General features: G+C 65.6%; 14 protein-coding genes and 1 tRNA gene. 7 read left to right on the top strand and 8 right to left on the bottom strand.

The annotated features are described in order from the left end of the window. Positions 1 to 21: 21 nt before the first annotated feature. Together ILP86_RS19020 and ILP86_RS19015 are read right to left on the bottom strand one after the other, a co-directional pair. Positions 22 to 2628 carry an alpha-L-rhamnosidase gene (locus ILP86_RS19020; protein ID WP_193762692.1) on the bottom strand — a complete coding sequence of 869 codons (2607 nt, stop codon included), beginning with the start codon at positions 2626 to 2628 and terminating at the stop codon, positions 22 to 24. A gap of 52 nt (positions 2629 to 2680) precedes the next feature. Then, positions 2681 to 3388, bottom strand: coding sequence for a potassium channel family protein (locus ILP86_RS19015; RefSeq protein ID WP_058631517.1), 708 nt, complete (start codon positions 3386 to 3388; stop codon positions 2681 to 2683). Positions 3389 to 3547: 159 nt separating this feature from the next. Here ILP86_RS19015 and ILP86_RS19010 point away from each other — a divergent pair. Next, positions 3548 to 3636, top strand: a tRNA-Ser gene (locus ILP86_RS19010). 264 nt (positions 3637 to 3900) lie between these two features. On the opposite strand, the gene ILP86_RS19970 is transcribed toward ILP86_RS19010, so the two are convergent. Together ILP86_RS19970 and ILP86_RS19000 are read right to left on the bottom strand one after the other, a co-directional pair. After that, entirely contained in the window at positions 3901 to 5025 is a 1125-nt protein-coding gene (locus ILP86_RS19970; protein ID WP_193762691.1) for a tyrosine-type recombinase/integrase, read from the bottom strand. After that, positions 5022 to 5222 carry a hypothetical protein gene (locus tag ILP86_RS19000; RefSeq protein ID WP_193762690.1) on the bottom strand — a complete coding sequence of 67 codons (201 nt, stop codon included), beginning with the start codon at positions 5220 to 5222 and terminating at the stop codon, positions 5022 to 5024. Before ILP86_RS19000 ends, ILP86_RS19970 begins: the two co-directional genes overlap by 4 nt. 782 nt (positions 5223 to 6004) lie before the next feature. Here ILP86_RS19000 and mobF point away from each other — a divergent pair. Then, on the top strand, positions 6005 to 9550 hold the full coding sequence (mobF, locus tag ILP86_RS18995) for a MobF family relaxase (RefSeq protein WP_193762718.1): 3546 nt from the start codon (positions 6005 to 6007) through the stop codon (positions 9548 to 9550). A 454-nt stretch (positions 9551 to 10004) separates the two neighbouring features. On the opposite strand, the gene ILP86_RS18990 is transcribed toward mobF, so the two are convergent. Next, entirely contained in the window at positions 10005 to 10457 is a 453-nt protein-coding gene (locus tag ILP86_RS18990; protein ID WP_227751423.1) for a signal peptidase II, read from the bottom strand. A 255-nt stretch (positions 10458 to 10712) separates the two neighbouring features. Between ILP86_RS18990 and ILP86_RS18985 the strand changes: the two genes are divergently transcribed. From ILP86_RS18985 to ILP86_RS18965, 5 genes are all read left to right on the top strand, one after another. Beyond that, on the top strand, positions 10713 to 11072 hold the full coding sequence (locus ILP86_RS18985) for a helix-turn-helix transcriptional regulator (protein ID WP_025103725.1): 360 nt from the start codon (positions 10713 to 10715) through the stop codon (positions 11070 to 11072). Continuing rightward, positions 11069 to 11674 (top strand): cadmium resistance transporter, encoded by a 606-nt coding sequence (locus ILP86_RS18980; RefSeq protein WP_060926248.1) that lies wholly within the window; start codon positions 11069 to 11071, stop codon positions 11672 to 11674. The genes ILP86_RS18985 and ILP86_RS18980 overlap by 4 nt, the downstream gene beginning before the upstream one ends. A gap of 98 nt (positions 11675 to 11772) precedes the next feature. Continuing rightward, the gene (locus ILP86_RS18975; RefSeq protein ID WP_227751421.1) at positions 11773 to 12741 is read left to right on the top strand and encodes a permease; all 969 of its coding nucleotides are present in this window, start codon (positions 11773 to 11775) and stop codon (positions 12739 to 12741) included. A gap of 230 nt (positions 12742 to 12971) precedes the next feature. Further along, positions 12972 to 13373, top strand: coding sequence for a hypothetical protein (locus tag ILP86_RS18970; protein ID WP_046747422.1), 402 nt, complete (start codon positions 12972 to 12974; stop codon positions 13371 to 13373). Positions 13374 to 13685: 312 nt separating this feature from the next. Then, entirely contained in the window at positions 13686 to 14423 is a 738-nt protein-coding gene (locus tag ILP86_RS18965; RefSeq protein ID WP_308431985.1) for a metallophosphoesterase family protein, read from the top strand. Positions 14424 to 14577: 154 nt separating this feature from the next. Here ILP86_RS18965 and ILP86_RS18960 read toward each other — a convergent pair whose 3' ends face one another. From ILP86_RS18960 to ILP86_RS18950, 3 genes are all read right to left on the bottom strand, one after another. Then, complete coding sequence (locus tag ILP86_RS18960) at positions 14578 to 15126, bottom strand: GNAT family N-acetyltransferase (RefSeq protein ID WP_193762688.1); 549 nt, start codon at positions 15124 to 15126, stop codon at positions 14578 to 14580. Between the two features lie 76 nt (positions 15127 to 15202). Next, positions 15203 to 15763, bottom strand: a complete 561-nt coding sequence (locus ILP86_RS18955) for a T6SS immunity protein Tdi1 domain-containing protein (RefSeq protein WP_193762716.1) — start codon at positions 15761 to 15763, stop codon at positions 15203 to 15205. A gap of 10 nt (positions 15764 to 15773) precedes the next feature. Beyond that, a complete protein-coding gene (locus ILP86_RS18950) occupies positions 15774 to 16349 on the bottom strand; it encodes a polymorphic toxin type 15 domain-containing protein (protein ID WP_193762687.1) in 576 nt (191 codons plus the stop codon). Positions 16350 to 16398: the final 49 nt, after the last annotated feature.

Below are 16398 nucleotides of genomic sequence, written 5' to 3'. Positions count from 1 at the left end.
AGTCTGCATTCGGCCAGGCCGTCACGACCGCATGCGCACCGTCCGCGTGTGGGAGCCGTGCCCGAGTTCCTCGACGGATGTTCCTGGCAGGTCGAGTTCCGCGGTCGCGCCGACCGGGACCACGACGTCGGCGTGCAGTCGGTCGCCGTCGACGCGCCACGAGATCGACGCGACTCCGTAGGGAGTGCGCTGCGTTGATGAGGCATGCGTGAGCCCACCGCCAGGGCGCGGGGCGAAGCGGATACGGCGGTAGCCCGGTTCCGCGGCGGCGAGCCCTGCGACGCTGCGGTGCAGCCAATCGGCGACGGCGCCCAGCGCGTAGTGGTTGAACGACGTCATGGTGCCGGGGTTCACCGTGCCGTCGGGGAGTATCGCATCCCAGCGCTCCCAGACCGTGGTCGCTCCCTGCACGACCTGATACAGCCACGACGGGCAGCCCTGCTCGAGCAGCAGGTCGTACGCGGTGTCCGCATGGCCGGTCATGGTCAGTGCGTCGCAGACCAGCGGTGTGCCGACGAAGCCCGTCGCGATGCGATTGCCTGCCTCTCGCACCAGCTCGGCGAGACGCGCCCCTGCCGCTGCGCGCTGCGTGTCGTCGTCGAGCAACGCGAACACGATGGCGAGGGCGTACGCGGTCTGAGCGTCCGAGGTCATCGTGCCGTCGGCTCGCACGTAGGCCGCGCGGAAGGCGGCGGCGACCTCGGTGGCGAGAGTCGCATAGCGCGCAGCCTCTGTGGGGAGCCCGAGCACCCCGGCCATTTCCGCGAGCGCCCTGGCCGATCGGGCGAAGTAGGCCGTGGCCACGAGGTACCGATCCGTGCGGCCGGCTCCGGGATCCTGCGGGGGAGCGGCGGGATCGAGCCAGTCGCCGAGCTGGAACCCCTCGTCCCACAGTCGGTCGGGTCCGGCCAGCGAATCGACCTTGTCGACCCAGCGGCGTGCGCTCTCGAACTGCGTCGCCAGCACGCCGGTGTCGCCGAAGCGCTCGTACAGGGTCCAGGGCAGCAGCGTGGCGACGTCTCCCCAGGCGGCACCAGCCCTGGCCGGAGACCAGACCTTGTGCGACGGGATCACCGGCACGAACCAGGGCACCGTGCCGTCGGGCAGCTGATCGGCCTCGACGTCTCTGAGCCACCCGGACAGCATCCCCGAGACGTCGAAGAGTGTCGACGCGGTCGGGCCGAACACCTGCACGTCGCCCGTCCAGCCCACGCGTTCGTCGCGCTGCGGACAGTCGGTGGGGATGTCGACGAAGTTCCCCCGCATGCCCCAGACCACGTTGCGGTGCAGCTGCTCGACCAGCGGATCGGAGCACGTGAACCATCCGGTGCGCTCGAGGTCGGTGTGGAGCACACGGGCGACGAGTGCGCCGGCCGCGGCATCCGCGTCGAGGTCGCCCGGCCACCCCGAGACCTCTACGTAGCGGAAGCCGTGGAAGGTGAACCGAGGCTCCCATTCTTCGCCGCCCTGATGTCCGGCCAGCGTGTAGGCGTCGCTCGAACGGGCGCTGCGCAGCGGACGCGTGTAGATCTCGCCCTCCTGTAGAACCTCCGCGGTGCGCAGCGTCACGGTGGCACCGCGGGAACCCGCGACGCGGATGCGGACCCTGCCGACGAGGTTCTGCCCGAAATCGAGGATGCGTGCGCCGCTCGGTGAGGTGAGCACGGCGATCGGGGCGACCTCCTCCGTCACCCGCACGGGCGGGCCGGTCGGGGCGACCAGGGTTCGCGGGTCGCGTTCGCGCACGGCGACAGGGAACCAGCCGGTGTCGTCGAACGGCGCGGTCGTCCACCCGGTGTGCTCGTGCCGTGCGTCGTAGTCCTCGCCGTCGTAGATGCCGGAACGCAGGATGGGGGAGAGTGATGCCCTCCAGGATTCGTCGGTCGCGATCATCTCGCGCCGTCCGTCCACGTAGACGAGCTCCAACTGGCCGAGGAAGGACAGGTCGCTGCCGAAGACGTTGCGATGACCGCCGCGCCAGCCCAGACGACCGCGGTACCAGCCGTCGCCGAGCCAGGCGCCGAGCGCGTTCTCGCCGTCGAGGAGCAGTGCGGTCACGTCGTAGGTGTAGTACCGCAGGCGTTCGCGGTAGGTCGTCCATCCGGGTGAGAGCGTGTCGGAGCCGACGCGGACCCCGTTGATCTCCGCCTCGTACAAGCCGTGCGCCGTGGCGTAGAGCCGGGCGCTGGCGATCTCGCCCTCGACGCGGAAGCCGCGTCGAACCAGTGTCGCGCGGCGGGCATCGCTCTCCGGATCCTCGTCGAGGTCGACCCCCACCGGTCGCGCCGACCAGTCGTCTGCCCGGAGAAGGCCGGCCTCGAGCCAGGTCTCCGGGCTGTCGGCGGACCAGCTGCCGTCGCCGCCCCGCACTGCCACGCGCACGCCGACGCGCTCGCGCGAGTCGAGGGCGTCGAAGGGCCAGGGCACCAGGACCTGTCTTTCGGACGTCACCTCGATGCGCTCCTCGTCCCGGTCCTGGCTGCTGCCGCGCACCACCGTGACGGCATAGGACTGCTGTCGCCAGTCAGCGGGGGCGTCTGCGATGCTCCAGCTCAGACGCGGGCGGCTCTCGCCGATGCCGAGCGGCTCCCGGTGGTGCTCGATGCGTGGCGCGGAGACGGTGGTCATGTGCTTCTTCCTGCCCCTGCGGCTCGTCGGGTGTCGATGCTCTGTCGCGGGTTCACTCGGACGGCGCCGGGGTGCGCTTGGCGCTGGCGCCCCGCATGATCCGGGCGACAGCCGTGATGAGGAACAGCTGTCCCGTGATCCCCTCGGCGATCGCGACCGCCTGCCCGCCGGTTCCGACCGGGACGATGTTGCCGTAGCCCGTCGTCGTCAGGGCTGTGAAGGAGAAGAACAGCTGGTTTCCGAGGGAGTCGGCGGTCGCGTCGCCGAACAGCGGAGTGGGAGACAGCTGCGACATCAGGTTGTACACGAACGCGAAGAACATCCCGACGAGGATGTACGCCGTGACCGCAGCCAGGAGCGCTTCGAAGTCGAGCCCGCGACGGGTGACCTGGTGGGCGATGATGACCCACGGCGCCACGAGGAGCGCGAGCATCGAGGCGGCGGAGAGCGGGATGGCCAAGAGCGGGCCGTCGAGCCCGAGGGCGCCGGCGATGACCGCGGCGAGACCGGCAGCGGAGAGCACCACCCACGACACACGTTGCGCCAGCCGCGTCGCTCCGGTGACGTAGAAGACCACGGCGACGGTCGCCAGCATCGGCAGGAAGGCCCACGGGCTCGGGTCGGTGCTCGGCTGCGTCGCGCACAGTCCATACGAGACGACGAGGAGTACGAGCACGACCCCGTACCCGGCTGCGCGTCGGGTCCACAGGCCGCTGGAAGGCGAGGAGTCGGTCCCGTGCGCGGTCAGCTTCTCGGTCATGGCGTCCCTCCGGATCAGCTGCTGGCGATGTCCGTGATCTGCGGTCAGTATCCCAGGCGGGTGACGACGAGGAGGGACGACCGGCCGGGCGCGGTTCGTGTCCGCTCGCCGGACCCGTTATGATAGCTAGGTGCATCCGCGCTTTCCGGCCGGATGCCTGGAGACGTCGCATAGTCCGGCCGAGTGCACCACCCTGCTAAGGTGGAGTCCCCTCACGGGGACCAGGGGTTCAAATCCCCTCGTCTCCGCAGTGAAAATCCCCGCTCAGGCGGGGATTTCTTGGTTCGGGGAGTGTGTGGTCGATTGGGCGTGTTTGCCGCTTTTCGGCCGCCAAGTGTCCCCCAGGTGTCCCCCGATCGAGTGACGGGTTCCCCGGACTGCCCAAGCCACCGCCGTTCGCGGCTCTCCAAGCGTCGAGAACGTCGCTGTGCGACTAGGGCCGTTGAGGCCGTCTGGCTCTCAGATAACGGCAGACCGGTGCACTAGCTCCGCGCGAGGTGACTGGGGGAGTGTCAGCTGCCGGGCCCCGGAAAGCGATCGTTGGGAGAGCGCTGAGCGCGACGTTGCTCGAAGGGATGCTCTTCGGCAGCCGTGAGGCGTCGCAGGTGCGCGCGCCGCTGGTCGTCCCCCAGTACGTGGGCGTATACCGCAAGCACTGTGCGCGGATCGTCGCCGAGGTACTCGGCGACTTCGTTTACGGGTGTGCCCAGCCGTAGCCAGGTGGATGCGGCGTAGTGACGTAGGGCGTGGCGGCGGAAGCCGAGAGGGAACTTGCGGACAACGCCCACGCTCAGCTGCGCGCCGCGACGGTTGGTGAACAAGTAGGCGTCGGGCGGCTTTCCGTGCGCATGGTCGCGGAAGATGGCCACCGCTCGAGGGGAGAGTGGGATCAGACGCGCACCACGCCAGGTCTTCGGCTCTTTTTCCTCGTAGTGATCGGAGTGCGAGCGCTCGACAATCAACTGCGGAAGCGGAACGTCCGACAGCGCATTCGTGCGGAGAGCGCGAAGCTCACCCCAGCGCAGTCCCGTGAGCGAGAGGAACTCGAAGACATCAGCGATATCCGAGCGGCGCGCACGGAGCTCGGTGAGAGCCGATGCAACGATCCGCGATGTGGGGATGGAATGAGGGCTGACGGGACGGAGCGCGGGTGCTGCGAGTTCGGGGATCCGCGCCATGGTGCGCACGGGATGAGGTTGATGCAGAAGACCTTCGGCAGCGGCGAAGGTGAAGAGCGCGCTCAGCGTGGTCTTTGCCCGCGCGACGGTGGACGGCTTCTTCCCCGCCCGCAGCTGGCCGAGCAGATGAGCGTGGATGTCGCTGGCGTTGATGGACGCAAGCGGGCGTTCGAGCAGGTGCGCGGGCAGCGCGTTCAGGTTATTCACGTCGGTATCGACACTGTGCGGGTTCCCGCCCGCGCGCGCCGCCTTGAACTGCGTGACAAGCTTCCCGAGGGTGAACGTGCGGGGAGGAGGCAAGGAGCGGCCTGTCTCGACGAGGTGCTTCTGGGTCCGTTCCCATATCTCGGCGTCTCGCTTGATATCGAACGCCTTCGAGGCCACTAACCGGCGGCCGGACTTGACTCGAACGACGTAGTAGGGCTTACCGGCCGTAGTCCGGCGGATCTCGATGCTCACTCCGCTACCCCGCCCAGCCGTTCGAGATCACGGAGACGGTAGATCCGCTTATGCGCGGTTACATTGACGGGCTCGATGGGGGAGCGGCCATTTAGGGCCAGCGCGCGTAGCGTCGTGCGGTGGATGCAGAGCTGTGCTGCCGCCTCTTCCTCGGAGAGGAACATTCGAGGCGAGTCCGCGCTGTGATCCGCGCTCATCGCATCCTCCTATCTTGTGCGACACCATTCGTGGCCGGCGTTGCGACTCCCCGGTGGCGAGGTGTGACAACGGTTCCAGCGACGATTAGGTGTACACATCGCTCCCACGTGTCTCTGGAAGCCCGCTCGCGCTTGCCGGCCCACGGGGAACGTCTTGCCAGCGCGTTTATTCGCCACGTCCCCTCCTTAACGTGCGTCTATTGACACCAGGGGGTGGCGGCGTACCTTAAGGGGAAGAGGTCAGTGGCCTTGACACAACGAGAACGGTGCCGCAAATTTTGCGGCACCGTTCTCGCAAGCACACGATCGTCCGCATCGACCGCAAGCCGCCCCGGAATACACCGCCCTCTTCGGACGCCTCAGCGATGCTCGCGAACTCAACCATCCCTGCGGTCAGTTCATGGACCATCTTGCGAGACTCGACCTCCGGTGACGGCAGCGAGTCGAACGCGTCGAAGGGATCTCTGTGAGCCGGGGCGGGGGCCACCACGGTCCCGAACGATCGCTCGTCATGTCTTGCACTTCCACGCCCTGGTCCGTGTTCGGGGGCAACCTCGCCGAGAAGATGCTTGTACGCGTCGCGCTCGAGATCAGCCGGCCCACAAGCGCGTCCTTCAGAACGCAGCCCCTCTCGACCATCGGACGTTGCTGGATCCACGCCCCCGCCACCGTCCAGCGCAAGAGCTGCCACGCCTCTTGCAGATCGAGGGTGAGTCCGCTTTCAGTGGGCTGCTGCTCACCTGGTGAGCAGGAGGAGAAGGGTGGCCGGGGTGACGGTGTCGATGCGCGTGATGAGCGCAGGCGACGGGTACAAGTACCTGCTGCGCACCGTAGCGGCCGGTGACGGAGACAGGTCGCTCTCCACCCCGTTGACGCGCTATTACACCGCTGAGGGCACGCCGCCGGGCCGCTGGCTTGGGGCCGGGGTGACGGTGCTCGGTGGCGGGAGGATTCGCGTGGGCGATCAGGTCTCCGAAGCTCAGCTCCAGCTCCTGGTCGGGATGGGCCGCGACCCCTTCACCGGAGAACCGCTCGGCCGTGCCTATCCCGACTATCGGAGCGTGGCCGAGCACGTTGAGGCGCGCACTGCGGCACTCGATTCGGCACTCCGCCCCGCGTCCCGTGCCGAAGCCGTCGCCGCGATCGAGGCGGAGGAGTCCGAGCGGGGGACGCGGCGGGCGGTGGCAGGGTTTGACTTCACGTTCTCGATCCCGAAGTCCGCGAGCGTGTTGTGGGCGGTCGCGGATGCGGGGACGCAGGCGTTGATCGCGGGCGCGCATCATGCGGCGGTTGCGGAGGTGGTTGCGTTCATGGAGCGGGAGGTTGCAGCCACCCGCACCGGTGCAACCGGCCGCGACGGTGCGGTTGCGCAGGTCGATGTCCGCGGTCTGACTGCGACGGCGTTCGATCACCATGACTCGAGGGCGGGCGATCCGCACCTGCACACGCACGTCGTCATCAGCAACAAGGTGCAGACCGTCCTCGACGGCAAGTGGCGGTCGTTGGATGGGCGGCCGATGCACGCCGCCGTGGTCGCGCTCTCCGAGCTGCACGAGGCGGTCTTCGCTGACCACCTGACACGGATGCTCGGGGTCTCGTGGGAGGCGCGAGACCGGGGCCGCGACCGGAACCCGGCATGGGCGATCTCTGCGGTGCCGGAGGCGCTGGTTAAGGAGTTCTCCACCCGTGCCCGGCACATCGACGCCGAGACGGATCTCCTCATCGGCCAGTACGTCGAGGCGCGTGGGCGGCGGCCGTCACGGACGACGATCATGAGGCTCCGCGCCCAGGCCACGCTTTCGACGCGGCCCGAGAAGGAGGTGCGGTCGCTGGCCGACCTCACCGCCTCCTGGCGGGAGCGCGCCGGGCGGGTGCTCGGGTCGGAGGCGACCGGGTGGGCGCGCACCGTGATGATGAATGAGAAGCCGTTGCTGCTGCGTGCGGACGACGTGCCGTTGGATGTGATCGCCTCGCTCGGACAGGACGTGGTGACCGCGGTCGGTGAGAAGCGATCCACCTGGCATCGCTGGAACCTCACCGCGGAGGCGGCGCGGCAGACGATGGGCTACCGGTTGGCATCGACCGAGGACCGAGAAGCGGTCGTCGGACTGGTCGTGGATGCCGCCGAGGCCGTGTCGCTGCGCCTGACCCCGCCGGAGCTCGCGTCGAGCCCGGCTGCGTTCCGCCGGCCGGATGGCACGAGCGTGTTCCGGCCGAAGCACTCCGCGCTGTTCACGTCCGAGGTACTCCTGGCGGCCGAGGACAGGCTCCTCGAGCGTGCCCGGACCACCACCGCACCCACCGTGCCGTTGACGACCGTCGAACGGATCGCGAAGCGTCCCGACAGCAAGGGGCGGATGCTCGGTGACGACCAGGCGGCCGCGTTGACAAAAATCGCGGTCTCCGGGCGGATGGTCGATGTGCTGGTTGGCCCGGCGGGTGCGGGGAAGACGACCGCGATGTCGGCGTTGCGGTGGGCGTGGGAGCGCGAGCACGGGCGCGGCAGCGTGGTGGGACTCGCGCCGTCTGCGGTCGCCGCGCAGGTACTCGCCGATGACCTCGGTATCCAGACGGAGAACACGGCGAAGTGGCTCGACACCCATGACCGCACCGACGAGACGTTCCGCAGGGGCCAGCTCGTCATCGTAGATGAGGCGTCGCTGGCGGGCACTATCTCCCTCGACCGCATAACCTCCTTGGCGGCGGAGGCTGGGGCGAAGGTGCTGCTGGTCGGGGATCACGCGCAGCTCCAGCCTGTCGACGCGGGCGGCGCGTTCTCGCTGCTCGTTCATGATCGCGACGACGTTGCGGAGCTGGTCGACGTGCACAGATTCATCAACCCATGGGAGAAGATCGCATCCCTCGGTCTGCGGCACGGGCGCACTGATGTCATCGACACCTACGCCGGGCACCGCCGTGTGATCGGCGGTGACACCGAGGAGATGATCGACGCCGCCTACACCGCCTGGCGCAACGACACTCTCGCCGGGCGGGCCAGTGTCCTCGTGACCGACTCCAACGAATCCGTCCAAGCCCTCAACAACAGAGCGCGTGCCGATCTGATCTTCGACGGCACCGTGAACGCCCGCCGCGAGGTCGAGCTGCACGACGGCACCCGCGCCGCGGCCGGGGACACCGTCATCTCTCGCCGCAACGACCGCCGCATCGGTGCCGGACGCTCCTGGGTCCGCAACGGCGACAGGTGGACAGTCGCCGAGGTGCTGGACGATGGCGCCCTCACCCTGCGCCGCGCCGGACGCAGGCGGAGCGGGTCGGTGGTGATCCCGGCCGAGTACGCGACAGAACACCTCGACCTCGGCTACGCCGTCACCTCGCACCGGGCGCAGGGCATCACCGTGGACTCCTCGCACGTCCTCGCGGATGCGTCGATGACCAGGGAGACGTTCTACGTCGCCATGACCCGCGGCCGGGAGGCAAACATCGCCTACGTCGCCGTCGACAAACCCGACCCCGCCCACGACGGCCCGCACCCCGGCGACAACACCGAAGCAACCGCCCGAAGCGTGTTGCTCGGCGTGTTGCAGCACGTCGGCGCTGAACTGTCCGCGCGTGAGGCGATCGCTGTCGAGCAGGACACCTGGCCTTCGATCGGTCAGCTCGCCGCCGAGTACGAGACCCTGGCAGCCGCCGCACAACACGATCGCTGGGCCGCACTCATCCGATCCTCCGGGCTCGGCGATAACGATGCCGAGGACGCGATCGCCTCACCCGCCTTCGGCGCGTTGACCGCCGAGCTTCGGCGCGCAGAGGCGAACCAGCACGACATCGAGATCCTGCTGCCACACCTGGTCAGAGCGCGCGGGTTCGGAGACGTTGATGACATCGCCGCTGTCTTGCACGACCGCGTCGCCAAAGCGACCTCCCGCCCGGCGGGCGTCGGCCGTGCTCGCAAGGCGTCGCGCCTGATCGTCGGTCTCATCCCCGAGGCCAACGGCGTGATGACTGCAGATATGCGGCGGGCGCTGACCGAGCGGCGCAAGCTCATCGAGAACCGCGCCGATGCGCTCCTCGACACCGCGCTCACAGAGAAACTCGAGTGGGTCACGAAGCTCGGCACGCCACCGAAGCAGCTTCGTGCTGCCCAGACATGGCGCTACGGTGCCCGCACCATCGCCGCCTACCGGGACCGCTACGGGATCACCGGATCGTCACCGCTCGGGGCACCGGCCGAGTCGGAGGCGCAGAAGATCGACGCGACTCGCGCTCGTGCCGCTCTCCACCGGTCGCAGAACCTCGCCCAGGCCCACCACCCTGAGCAGGAACGAACCCGCCGCAACGAAGTGCAGCGGGTCGGGCCGTCGCTGTAGCTGCTTCGTTTCGACTGGTCCGTCCGATCCGGAGGCTAGATCGTCTGCACGTTCGAGACGTCACCCTTTGGTTCACGCAGCCGTAGGCGAGATCGTGAACATGCCCGCACGAGCGAACATCGGTCGCCGTCGTGTCCACGGTGCCCTCGATGTAGCAGTCGGGACATAGCGCGTGGGGGCGTCTGTGCTGGTGTCGCTCGAGACCGCGCCGAAAACGGTAATACCGATGTTCCGGCGCGGTTTGGTTCGGCAGGGGGTTTCGGCGGATCAAACGTCGGCGTGTTGCACACCAGGGAGCAGTCGGCGATCGATTCACCGTAAACGATCGATTTCGGCGGGCGCTGAAGCCATCTTCGCGTGACCCATGCAGCGCGAGCGTCCCAGCACGGGGAGGAGATTCACGCGGACATGGCAAGCAGGTGACTACGGTAAAGACGAGATGAGTTTGCGGAGGTCAAGCACCAGGGGACTGTCCACGGGGAAGCTCCGGGCGGGGATACCGGATGATCTGAATGAGGCCCAGGCCCACGCCGATGCCGATGGAGATATCCGCGATGTTGCCAATGAAGAGGTTGCCGTAGGCGAGGAAATCGGTCACATGACCGATGCCAAACCCGGGCGGGGCAAGGAGTCGATCGATGAGGTTCCCCATCGCTCCGCCCCAGACGAATCCGATAGCCACCGCCCACGCGATCGACTTCGATCGCCACGCAACGTAGACCAGCGCGATCGTCGCTGCAACTCCGATCACAGTAAACACCCACGTGCTCCCCGACCCGAGCGACATGACTGTGCCGGGATTGAATGCAAGTTGGAGGCCCAGCAGATCACCAACTAGGGGAATGCGCTCGTTCTCGCTGAGCTGGGTCAGGGCTAAAGCCTTCGAACCCTGGTCGATCACGGTCATACTGAACGCGATCAGGAGCGCAACAACCAGCCTCCGACTTCGATTCCGCCTCACCATGTGCCGCTCGTGCGGGAGGGGCGGTGTGCGGCTGCTCGGTGGCCGGGCCCGGATATCGAAGTGTGCATGATGGAGATTCCTTGACGTCGAGCGCTGCACTAGCGGGTAGACCCAGGTAGTCGAGACGCTTCGGATCGCGCCTTGTCGGATGATCTGGCGCCGTAGCCGATCATACATCCAAGCGTGTATATTCATTGAGTGCTGACTATTACCACTCGCTTGGACGTGATGAATCGCCTCGGCCGCGCTATGGCCGACTCGACGCGATCACGCATTCTTATGTCGCTGCTTGACGGCCCGATCTATCCGGCGGCGCTCGCCCGCGAGCTGGGTCTGAGCCCATCGAACGTCTCCAACCATCTCACTTGCCTCCGTGACTGCGGCATCGTCGTGGCAGAGCCCGAGGGGCGGCGCACTCGATACGAGGTCGCAGATCCTCGGCTGACCACGGCGCTGACCGCTCTACTGGACACGACCCTGGCCGTGGATCACGAGGCCGAGTGCATCGACCCCACCTGCACAGTTGCGGACTGCTACACGACGGAGGTCAACGCATGATCTTCCTCTCCATCCTCCAAGCAGTTGGTCTGTTCCTGGTAACGAACATCGACGACATCATCGTGCTCTCGCTGTTCTTCGCCCGAGGGGCGGGCCAACGAGGTACAACGACCCGGATTCTGCTCGGACAGTATTTGGGCTTCGCTGGCATCCTCGGCGCCGCCGTACTCGTTGCTCTCGGCGCAGGAGCGTTCCTCCCCCCTGAAGTCATTCCCTACTTCGGCCTCATCCCCCTGGGTTTGGGTCTCTGGGCGGCATGGCAGGCCTGGCGCAATCGCGACGAAGACGATGACGACGAGGGCAAGATCGAAGGAAAGAAGGTCGCGGTCTGGGCTGTGGCCGGGGTCACCTTCGCCAACGGCGGTGACAACATCGGCGTCTACGTCCCCGTGTTCCTCAGCGTGGGCCCTGCCGCGGTCGTCGCGTACTGCGTGGTGTTCCTGGCCCTCGTTGCGGTCCTGGTCGTTGTCGCAAAGTTCATCGCTACTCGTCGACCGATCGCGGAGATTCTGGAACGTTGGGAGCACGTGCTGTTCCCGCTCGTTCTGATCGGTCTGGGCATCTTCATCCTGGTTAGTGGTGGCGCATTCGGGCTGCGATGAGCCGAGCACAGATGACACGGTCGACTGAGCCAGATCAGGTGACCACCAGGGCGAGCAGCGGGGCACCTCCTGCTGCTCGCTCGCGTGCTGCGTGGGCGATGGTCGGTGTCGGCGTGTGCGTGATTGCGGCACTATTGCTGATCGAAGTTTTTGCGCCGACGTTCTTCCCGGTTTCCCTCCCGACCCGCGCGCAGGACGGCCTCACACTCGCTGTCAGCGTCCTCATTGAGTCGATGCCATTCGTCACGCTCGGCGTGGTCTTGTCGATCATCGTGCAGGTGTGGATTCCCGCCGGGGTGCTCGAACGTTGGATGCCGCGACGGGCATGGCTGCGTCGGATGGTGCTCTCGCTCCTGGGCATGTTCGTCCCCGTCTGCGAATGCGGCAACGTGCCGTTTGCTCGGGGGCTGCTGATGCGCGGCTTCACTGTCCCTGATGCGCTCACTTTCTTGATCGCAGCCCCGATCGTCAACCCGATCGTCATTCTCACGACCCACCAGGCCTTCGGATTCGATGACGGCATTCTGATTGCGCGCCTTCTCGGCGGCTACGCGATCGCCAACCTCATCGGCTGGCTGTACAGCCGTCACCCCGATCCGGGAACTCTCCTCACTGACCAGTTCCGTGACGCGTGCGACAGGGCCGCCCACGAGTCAGGCAGCCGTGGCCGCGGTCGGCGTAGCCTCACCCAGTTCGTCGTCGAGTTCCGCGCAGTCATGCCCGCACTCGTGATTGGCTGCGCCCTAGCCGGTGCTATCCAGGTGCTAATCCCCCGTGAGGTTCTCCTGTCTGTCGGATCCAATCCAGTCATGTCGATCGTGGCAATGATTCTGCTCGCGATGGTCGTATCGATCTGTTCGAACGTGGATGCGTTCTTTGCCCTGTCGTTCGCGTCATTCTTCTCCGCAGGATCAGTCGTCGCCCTCCTCCTCGTCGGCCCCCTCGTCGACGTCAAAATGCTCGCTCTCCTGCGCACCACGTTTAGCACCCGGACTCTCGCGGGCATCGTGGCAATCGTGCTCCTCGCAGCCTTCACGATCGGGCTGGGACTCAACGTATTGGCGTAGCGGCGATGACGGGTTCCGAGTCGATGGATCGCCATTCGAGCCCTCGAGGCTCCGAGTGGATAATGCCCGATGGGGGGACAAGCCAGAAACGCCTGCCGAAAGCAGGTACCGGCGAGCGCTAGCGGCAGGCGTCTAAGGACGTGGGATGCGAGCTCGCCGGAAACGATCGTTATCGGCTGCCTGGCGGTCGACCTGTGGTGCTCTTGTTTGTGGTGAGCCAAGATGGGGCCATGCCTCGCCTCCGTTACGCTTCTGCGACAGCTCTGGTTCTCGCGTCGATCACGCTTCTCTCTGGCTGCAGTACTGACCTGGTCGGATTCTCGGACCTTCAAGGGGAAAGAGAAAGCCGCGATGAGTTGCCGGAACTCACGGACTATGCGTATGACGACGTCGACGTATCGACGAGTCGCTACGTCGGGGAGCATGCGGGCACTTCGCTCTGGCTCGCTCGCGGCCTCGAAAACTCAACCGTTTGTCTTGTCGCGGACGCAGGCAAGGATGAGTGGGTGGTGGGCTGCGGTGGCGGCACGGTCGGGGTCGACGGTCTGGCAGGCAAGTACCAAGTCGTGGTCGACGGAGTTCAAGCACCGGAAGGGGCGGTCAAGATCTCCGAGAACGTCTACGCCTGGTAACCGTCCAAACTGTCTACCAACGTCACCTCATACCCCGGACGGGGCAGAGACGAGCGGGACAGTCCGAGATCAGCCGAAAGCCCTTGTCGTTTGGCGGTTGCGGCGAACGTTTGTGACGGGAACTCCTAGGCAGGCACTAGATCGCGCCGTAAATGATCGTTTACGGCGCGCAGGACTCAGGGGCGTCTGCCCCTACCTTCAGCCAGTAATCGCGTGCTGGTTAGGCATGGGTGTCGCCGGAGGCAAACCGCTCATCCCGTACCTGAAGTCACTGAGACGTGGCATCGTTGGGGAATGGTGACAAGTGTTGCAGTGATCTCCGACATCCATGGAGTCCTACCGGCGCTGGAGCGCGTCCTGCTTGAGCCGGCCGTAGCTGGAGCAGAACTAATCGTTGTGACGGGGGATCACACCTGGGGTCCGCAGCCGACCGAGGTGCTCGATCGACTGGCTCTCCTCGGCGACGGCGCGGTGCTCGTGCGAGGAAACGCCGACCGAGAACTTCTGCAGCTGTCGCGTGGCCGGATTGTCGGCTTCGATCCGGATCCTCTCTCGGTCTGGGGCTCACGTCAACTCTCACCGGCCCACCAGAGTCTCCTCGAGGACATGCCGGAACAGGTCACTCTCGATGTTGATGGTTTTGGCGCTGTGAGGTTCTGCCATGCCACGCCTGGTTCCGATAGCGAAGTTGTTGTCGTCGACAGTCGGATCGAACGCTGGCAAGAAGTGTTCGCCGATCTTCCAGCTGAGGTTCAAACGGTCGTGTGCGGCCATTCGCATATGCCGTTCATCCGCTTGGTAGAGGGACGGCTGGTGGTGAACTCCGGGAGCGTCGGCATACCCTACGGGCGATCCGGTGCCCACTGGGCCCTCCTCGCGCAGGGAACCGTCTCGTTGGGTCGCAGTGTCTTAGATCTGCAAGAGCTCAGCCGCGAAGTGGTCCAGCAATCGAACTATCCCCAGGTTTCGGAGTGGGTGGCAGACTATCTCCGCACGCCAACATCCGACGTCGACGCGATCGAGGCTTTCGGGCGGCATGACGGTCGCTGACGTGCTGGCGCGAAAAATGCTGAGTGGTCGAGCTCCTCGATCGCGCTGAGATAGGAGACGGTGCCAGCTGGTTCGACTCGAACTCACATACAGGGATGGTTCGACAATCGCCACGATCCGTCAAACTTCCAATTTCGGCCTGAGTCTTCACAGATTAAATTAACGACGCGGGCGCCTCGTAGATGGTCTCAAGTCCATCCTCTTCGTCCCACTGCTCTCCGTTCGCAACGAATCCAAAAGCAGTAACGAGGGCGATCGACGCGGTGTTGGTCGGGCTGACGGTCGCGCGAATGGTTGTCACATCTGGATGTCGTCGCGCCTCATCTGTGAGTATTTCTAGCGAACACTTAGCGTAGCCGCGCCGCCGAAATGATGGGTCCACACGGTACCCGATCTCGACAGTTCCGTTTTCATCCGGAGCACCGTGAAATCCTGCGAGACCCACGGGTATGGTGATCTGCGGGTCCACGATAAGCCGTGTCACCCATGGAGCGTCAGAAGGCGTCGCAAGTATCTGAGCGCTCCGCATGCGCCAGAGGCTGATGCACTCAGGTCCAGCGATGTACGGCGAGACGTAGCGCAGCGCGATCGAATCTGCTTCACCTTTGGCAAGCGCGTGAATAACGCCGCGTGGAACGACGTCGAGGTAGATCTGCGACTGCCGGGGCTGAGGGTGAAACCAGGGAAGCTCAGTGATCGTCATACGAAGTTCTTTCTTCTCGTTGTATGCGAGGAGTGGCGTGCCGAAGAGGAATGACCGTGGTTTCGTCGCTCGTGGCTCAGTGCCCGACGACGCCCTGGAACTCGACCATCACCTGGATCGCTGCGATCGTTTCGCGCTTCTTCAGGTTCTCGACCTTCTCCGGGCCGCCCAGCGAGCGCAGCGGCACGAACGTGAACGACTCCTCGTAGGGCAGTTCGCCGTATGCCTCGACGGCTTTCGGGAAGATGTCCCAGTTCAGCGTCATCGACAGGTAGTCCTTGCCGGCCAGCTGCAGCATCTCCAGGAACCCGCTCAGCTCGCTATTGAGACCGGAGGCACGACCCTCGCGGTACTTCAGACCCACGAAACCGATACTCGGCTCCCAGGTGATGAGGTCGGCGAGGCCCGACACCATGATGGGGATCGCGATGCCGTCACCCTGGGTCTTGCCGATGCAATCCGCCAGCTCCGACTCGTACACCGCGGGATTGATCACGCGCAGGAAACCCCACGCGAAGGTGCCGTACCCGTACTTCTCCCACAGTTCGATCACCTCATCGGGAACGCGGCCCCTGTAGGCCTCGATGATCTCCGGTTCCACCGGCCCGTGCGACACGAAGTCCGAAATCTCAATCATCATTTTCAACCTATCGGAAGTGAATGTTCATAAAGACGGTGTTGAGGTCGACACCGGGGTTCTTCTGCATGAAGTCGATGACCGCGGCGTCGAGATCCGCCACGCGGTCCTTCCACTGGCTCCCCAGGGAGAAGTTCACGTTTCCGTCACCCACGCGGGGCACGTCGGTGACGTCGCCGCCTGCGATGCCGTCCAGGCGGTGCAGAGCGGCCTGCGTACCCATCCACTGGTCCACGAACCGGGTCGCTGTCGCCAAGTCCAGGCCAGGGTTCTCTCTCATGATCTCGCGGAGTGCATCCTGGTGCGCGACGTCTCGAGTCATTTGCTGCATCACAGTTGAGTCGCTCGGCCGTCCACCGCGGATGTAGTCGACGCGGTTGAGCACCCAATCGGCCATGGTCGTGTTCTCGAGCATGTCGATCTGCTCGTTCAATTGCTCGTCGAACTGCTCTGAACGATGTTGGGGGTTCCGATTGAACCGCTGGATTGTCACGTCGACGTGTGCTGCGTCGCTGTCGTACCGGTCTATGTATCGGACAGCTTCCTGGTTCGTCTTTCGCGCGGAGCTTGCGAGGGAGGTCGGCAAGCGCCTTCAAGTTTGGGGCCGCGTCCTCGAGTGCCCGCAGGATCGGCCG

This window comes from Microbacterium sp. R1, assembly GCF_015159725.1.
GTDB classification, from domain to species: domain Bacteria; phylum Actinomycetota; class Actinomycetes; order Actinomycetales; family Microbacteriaceae; genus Microbacterium; species Microbacterium oxydans.
Note: the sequence above shows the minus strand (reverse complement) of the source record. Positions and strands in the feature narration are given on the sequence as shown.

Bases quoted from the DNA above. Each gene is read 5' to 3' on its own strand.
- ILP86_RS19020 (WP_193762692.1), bottom strand. From the start codon at position 2,628: ATGACCACCGTCTCCGCGCCACGCATCGAGCACCACCGGGAGCCGCTC.
- ILP86_RS19015 (WP_058631517.1), bottom strand. From the start codon at position 3,388: ATGACCGAGAAGCTGACCGCGCACGGGACCGACTCCTCGCCTTCCAGC.
- mobF (WP_193762718.1), top strand. From the start codon at position 6,005: ATGCGCGTGATGAGCGCAGGCGACGGGTACAAGTACCTGCTGCGCACC.
- ILP86_RS18970 (WP_046747422.1), top strand. From the start codon at position 12,972: ATGCCTCGCCTCCGTTACGCTTCTGCGACAGCTCTGGTTCTCGCGTCG.
- ILP86_RS18975 (WP_227751421.1), top strand. From the start codon at position 11,773: ATGGTCGGTGTCGGCGTGTGCGTGATTGCGGCACTATTGCTGATCGAA.
- ILP86_RS18955 (WP_193762716.1), bottom strand. From the start codon at position 15,763: ATGATTGAGATTTCGGACTTCGTGTCGCACGGGCCGGTGGAACCGGAG.
- ILP86_RS19000 (WP_193762690.1), bottom strand. From the start codon at position 5,222: ATGAGCGCGGATCACAGCGCGGACTCGCCTCGAATGTTCCTCTCCGAG.
- ILP86_RS18960 (WP_193762688.1), bottom strand. From the start codon at position 15,126: ATGACGATCACTGAGCTTCCCTGGTTTCACCCTCAGCCCCGGCAGTCG.
- ILP86_RS18980 (WP_060926248.1), top strand. From the start codon at position 11,069: ATGATCTTCCTCTCCATCCTCCAAGCAGTTGGTCTGTTCCTGGTAACG.
- ILP86_RS18990 (WP_227751423.1), bottom strand. From the start codon at position 10,457: ATGACCGTGATCGACCAGGGTTCGAAGGCTTTAGCCCTGACCCAGCTC.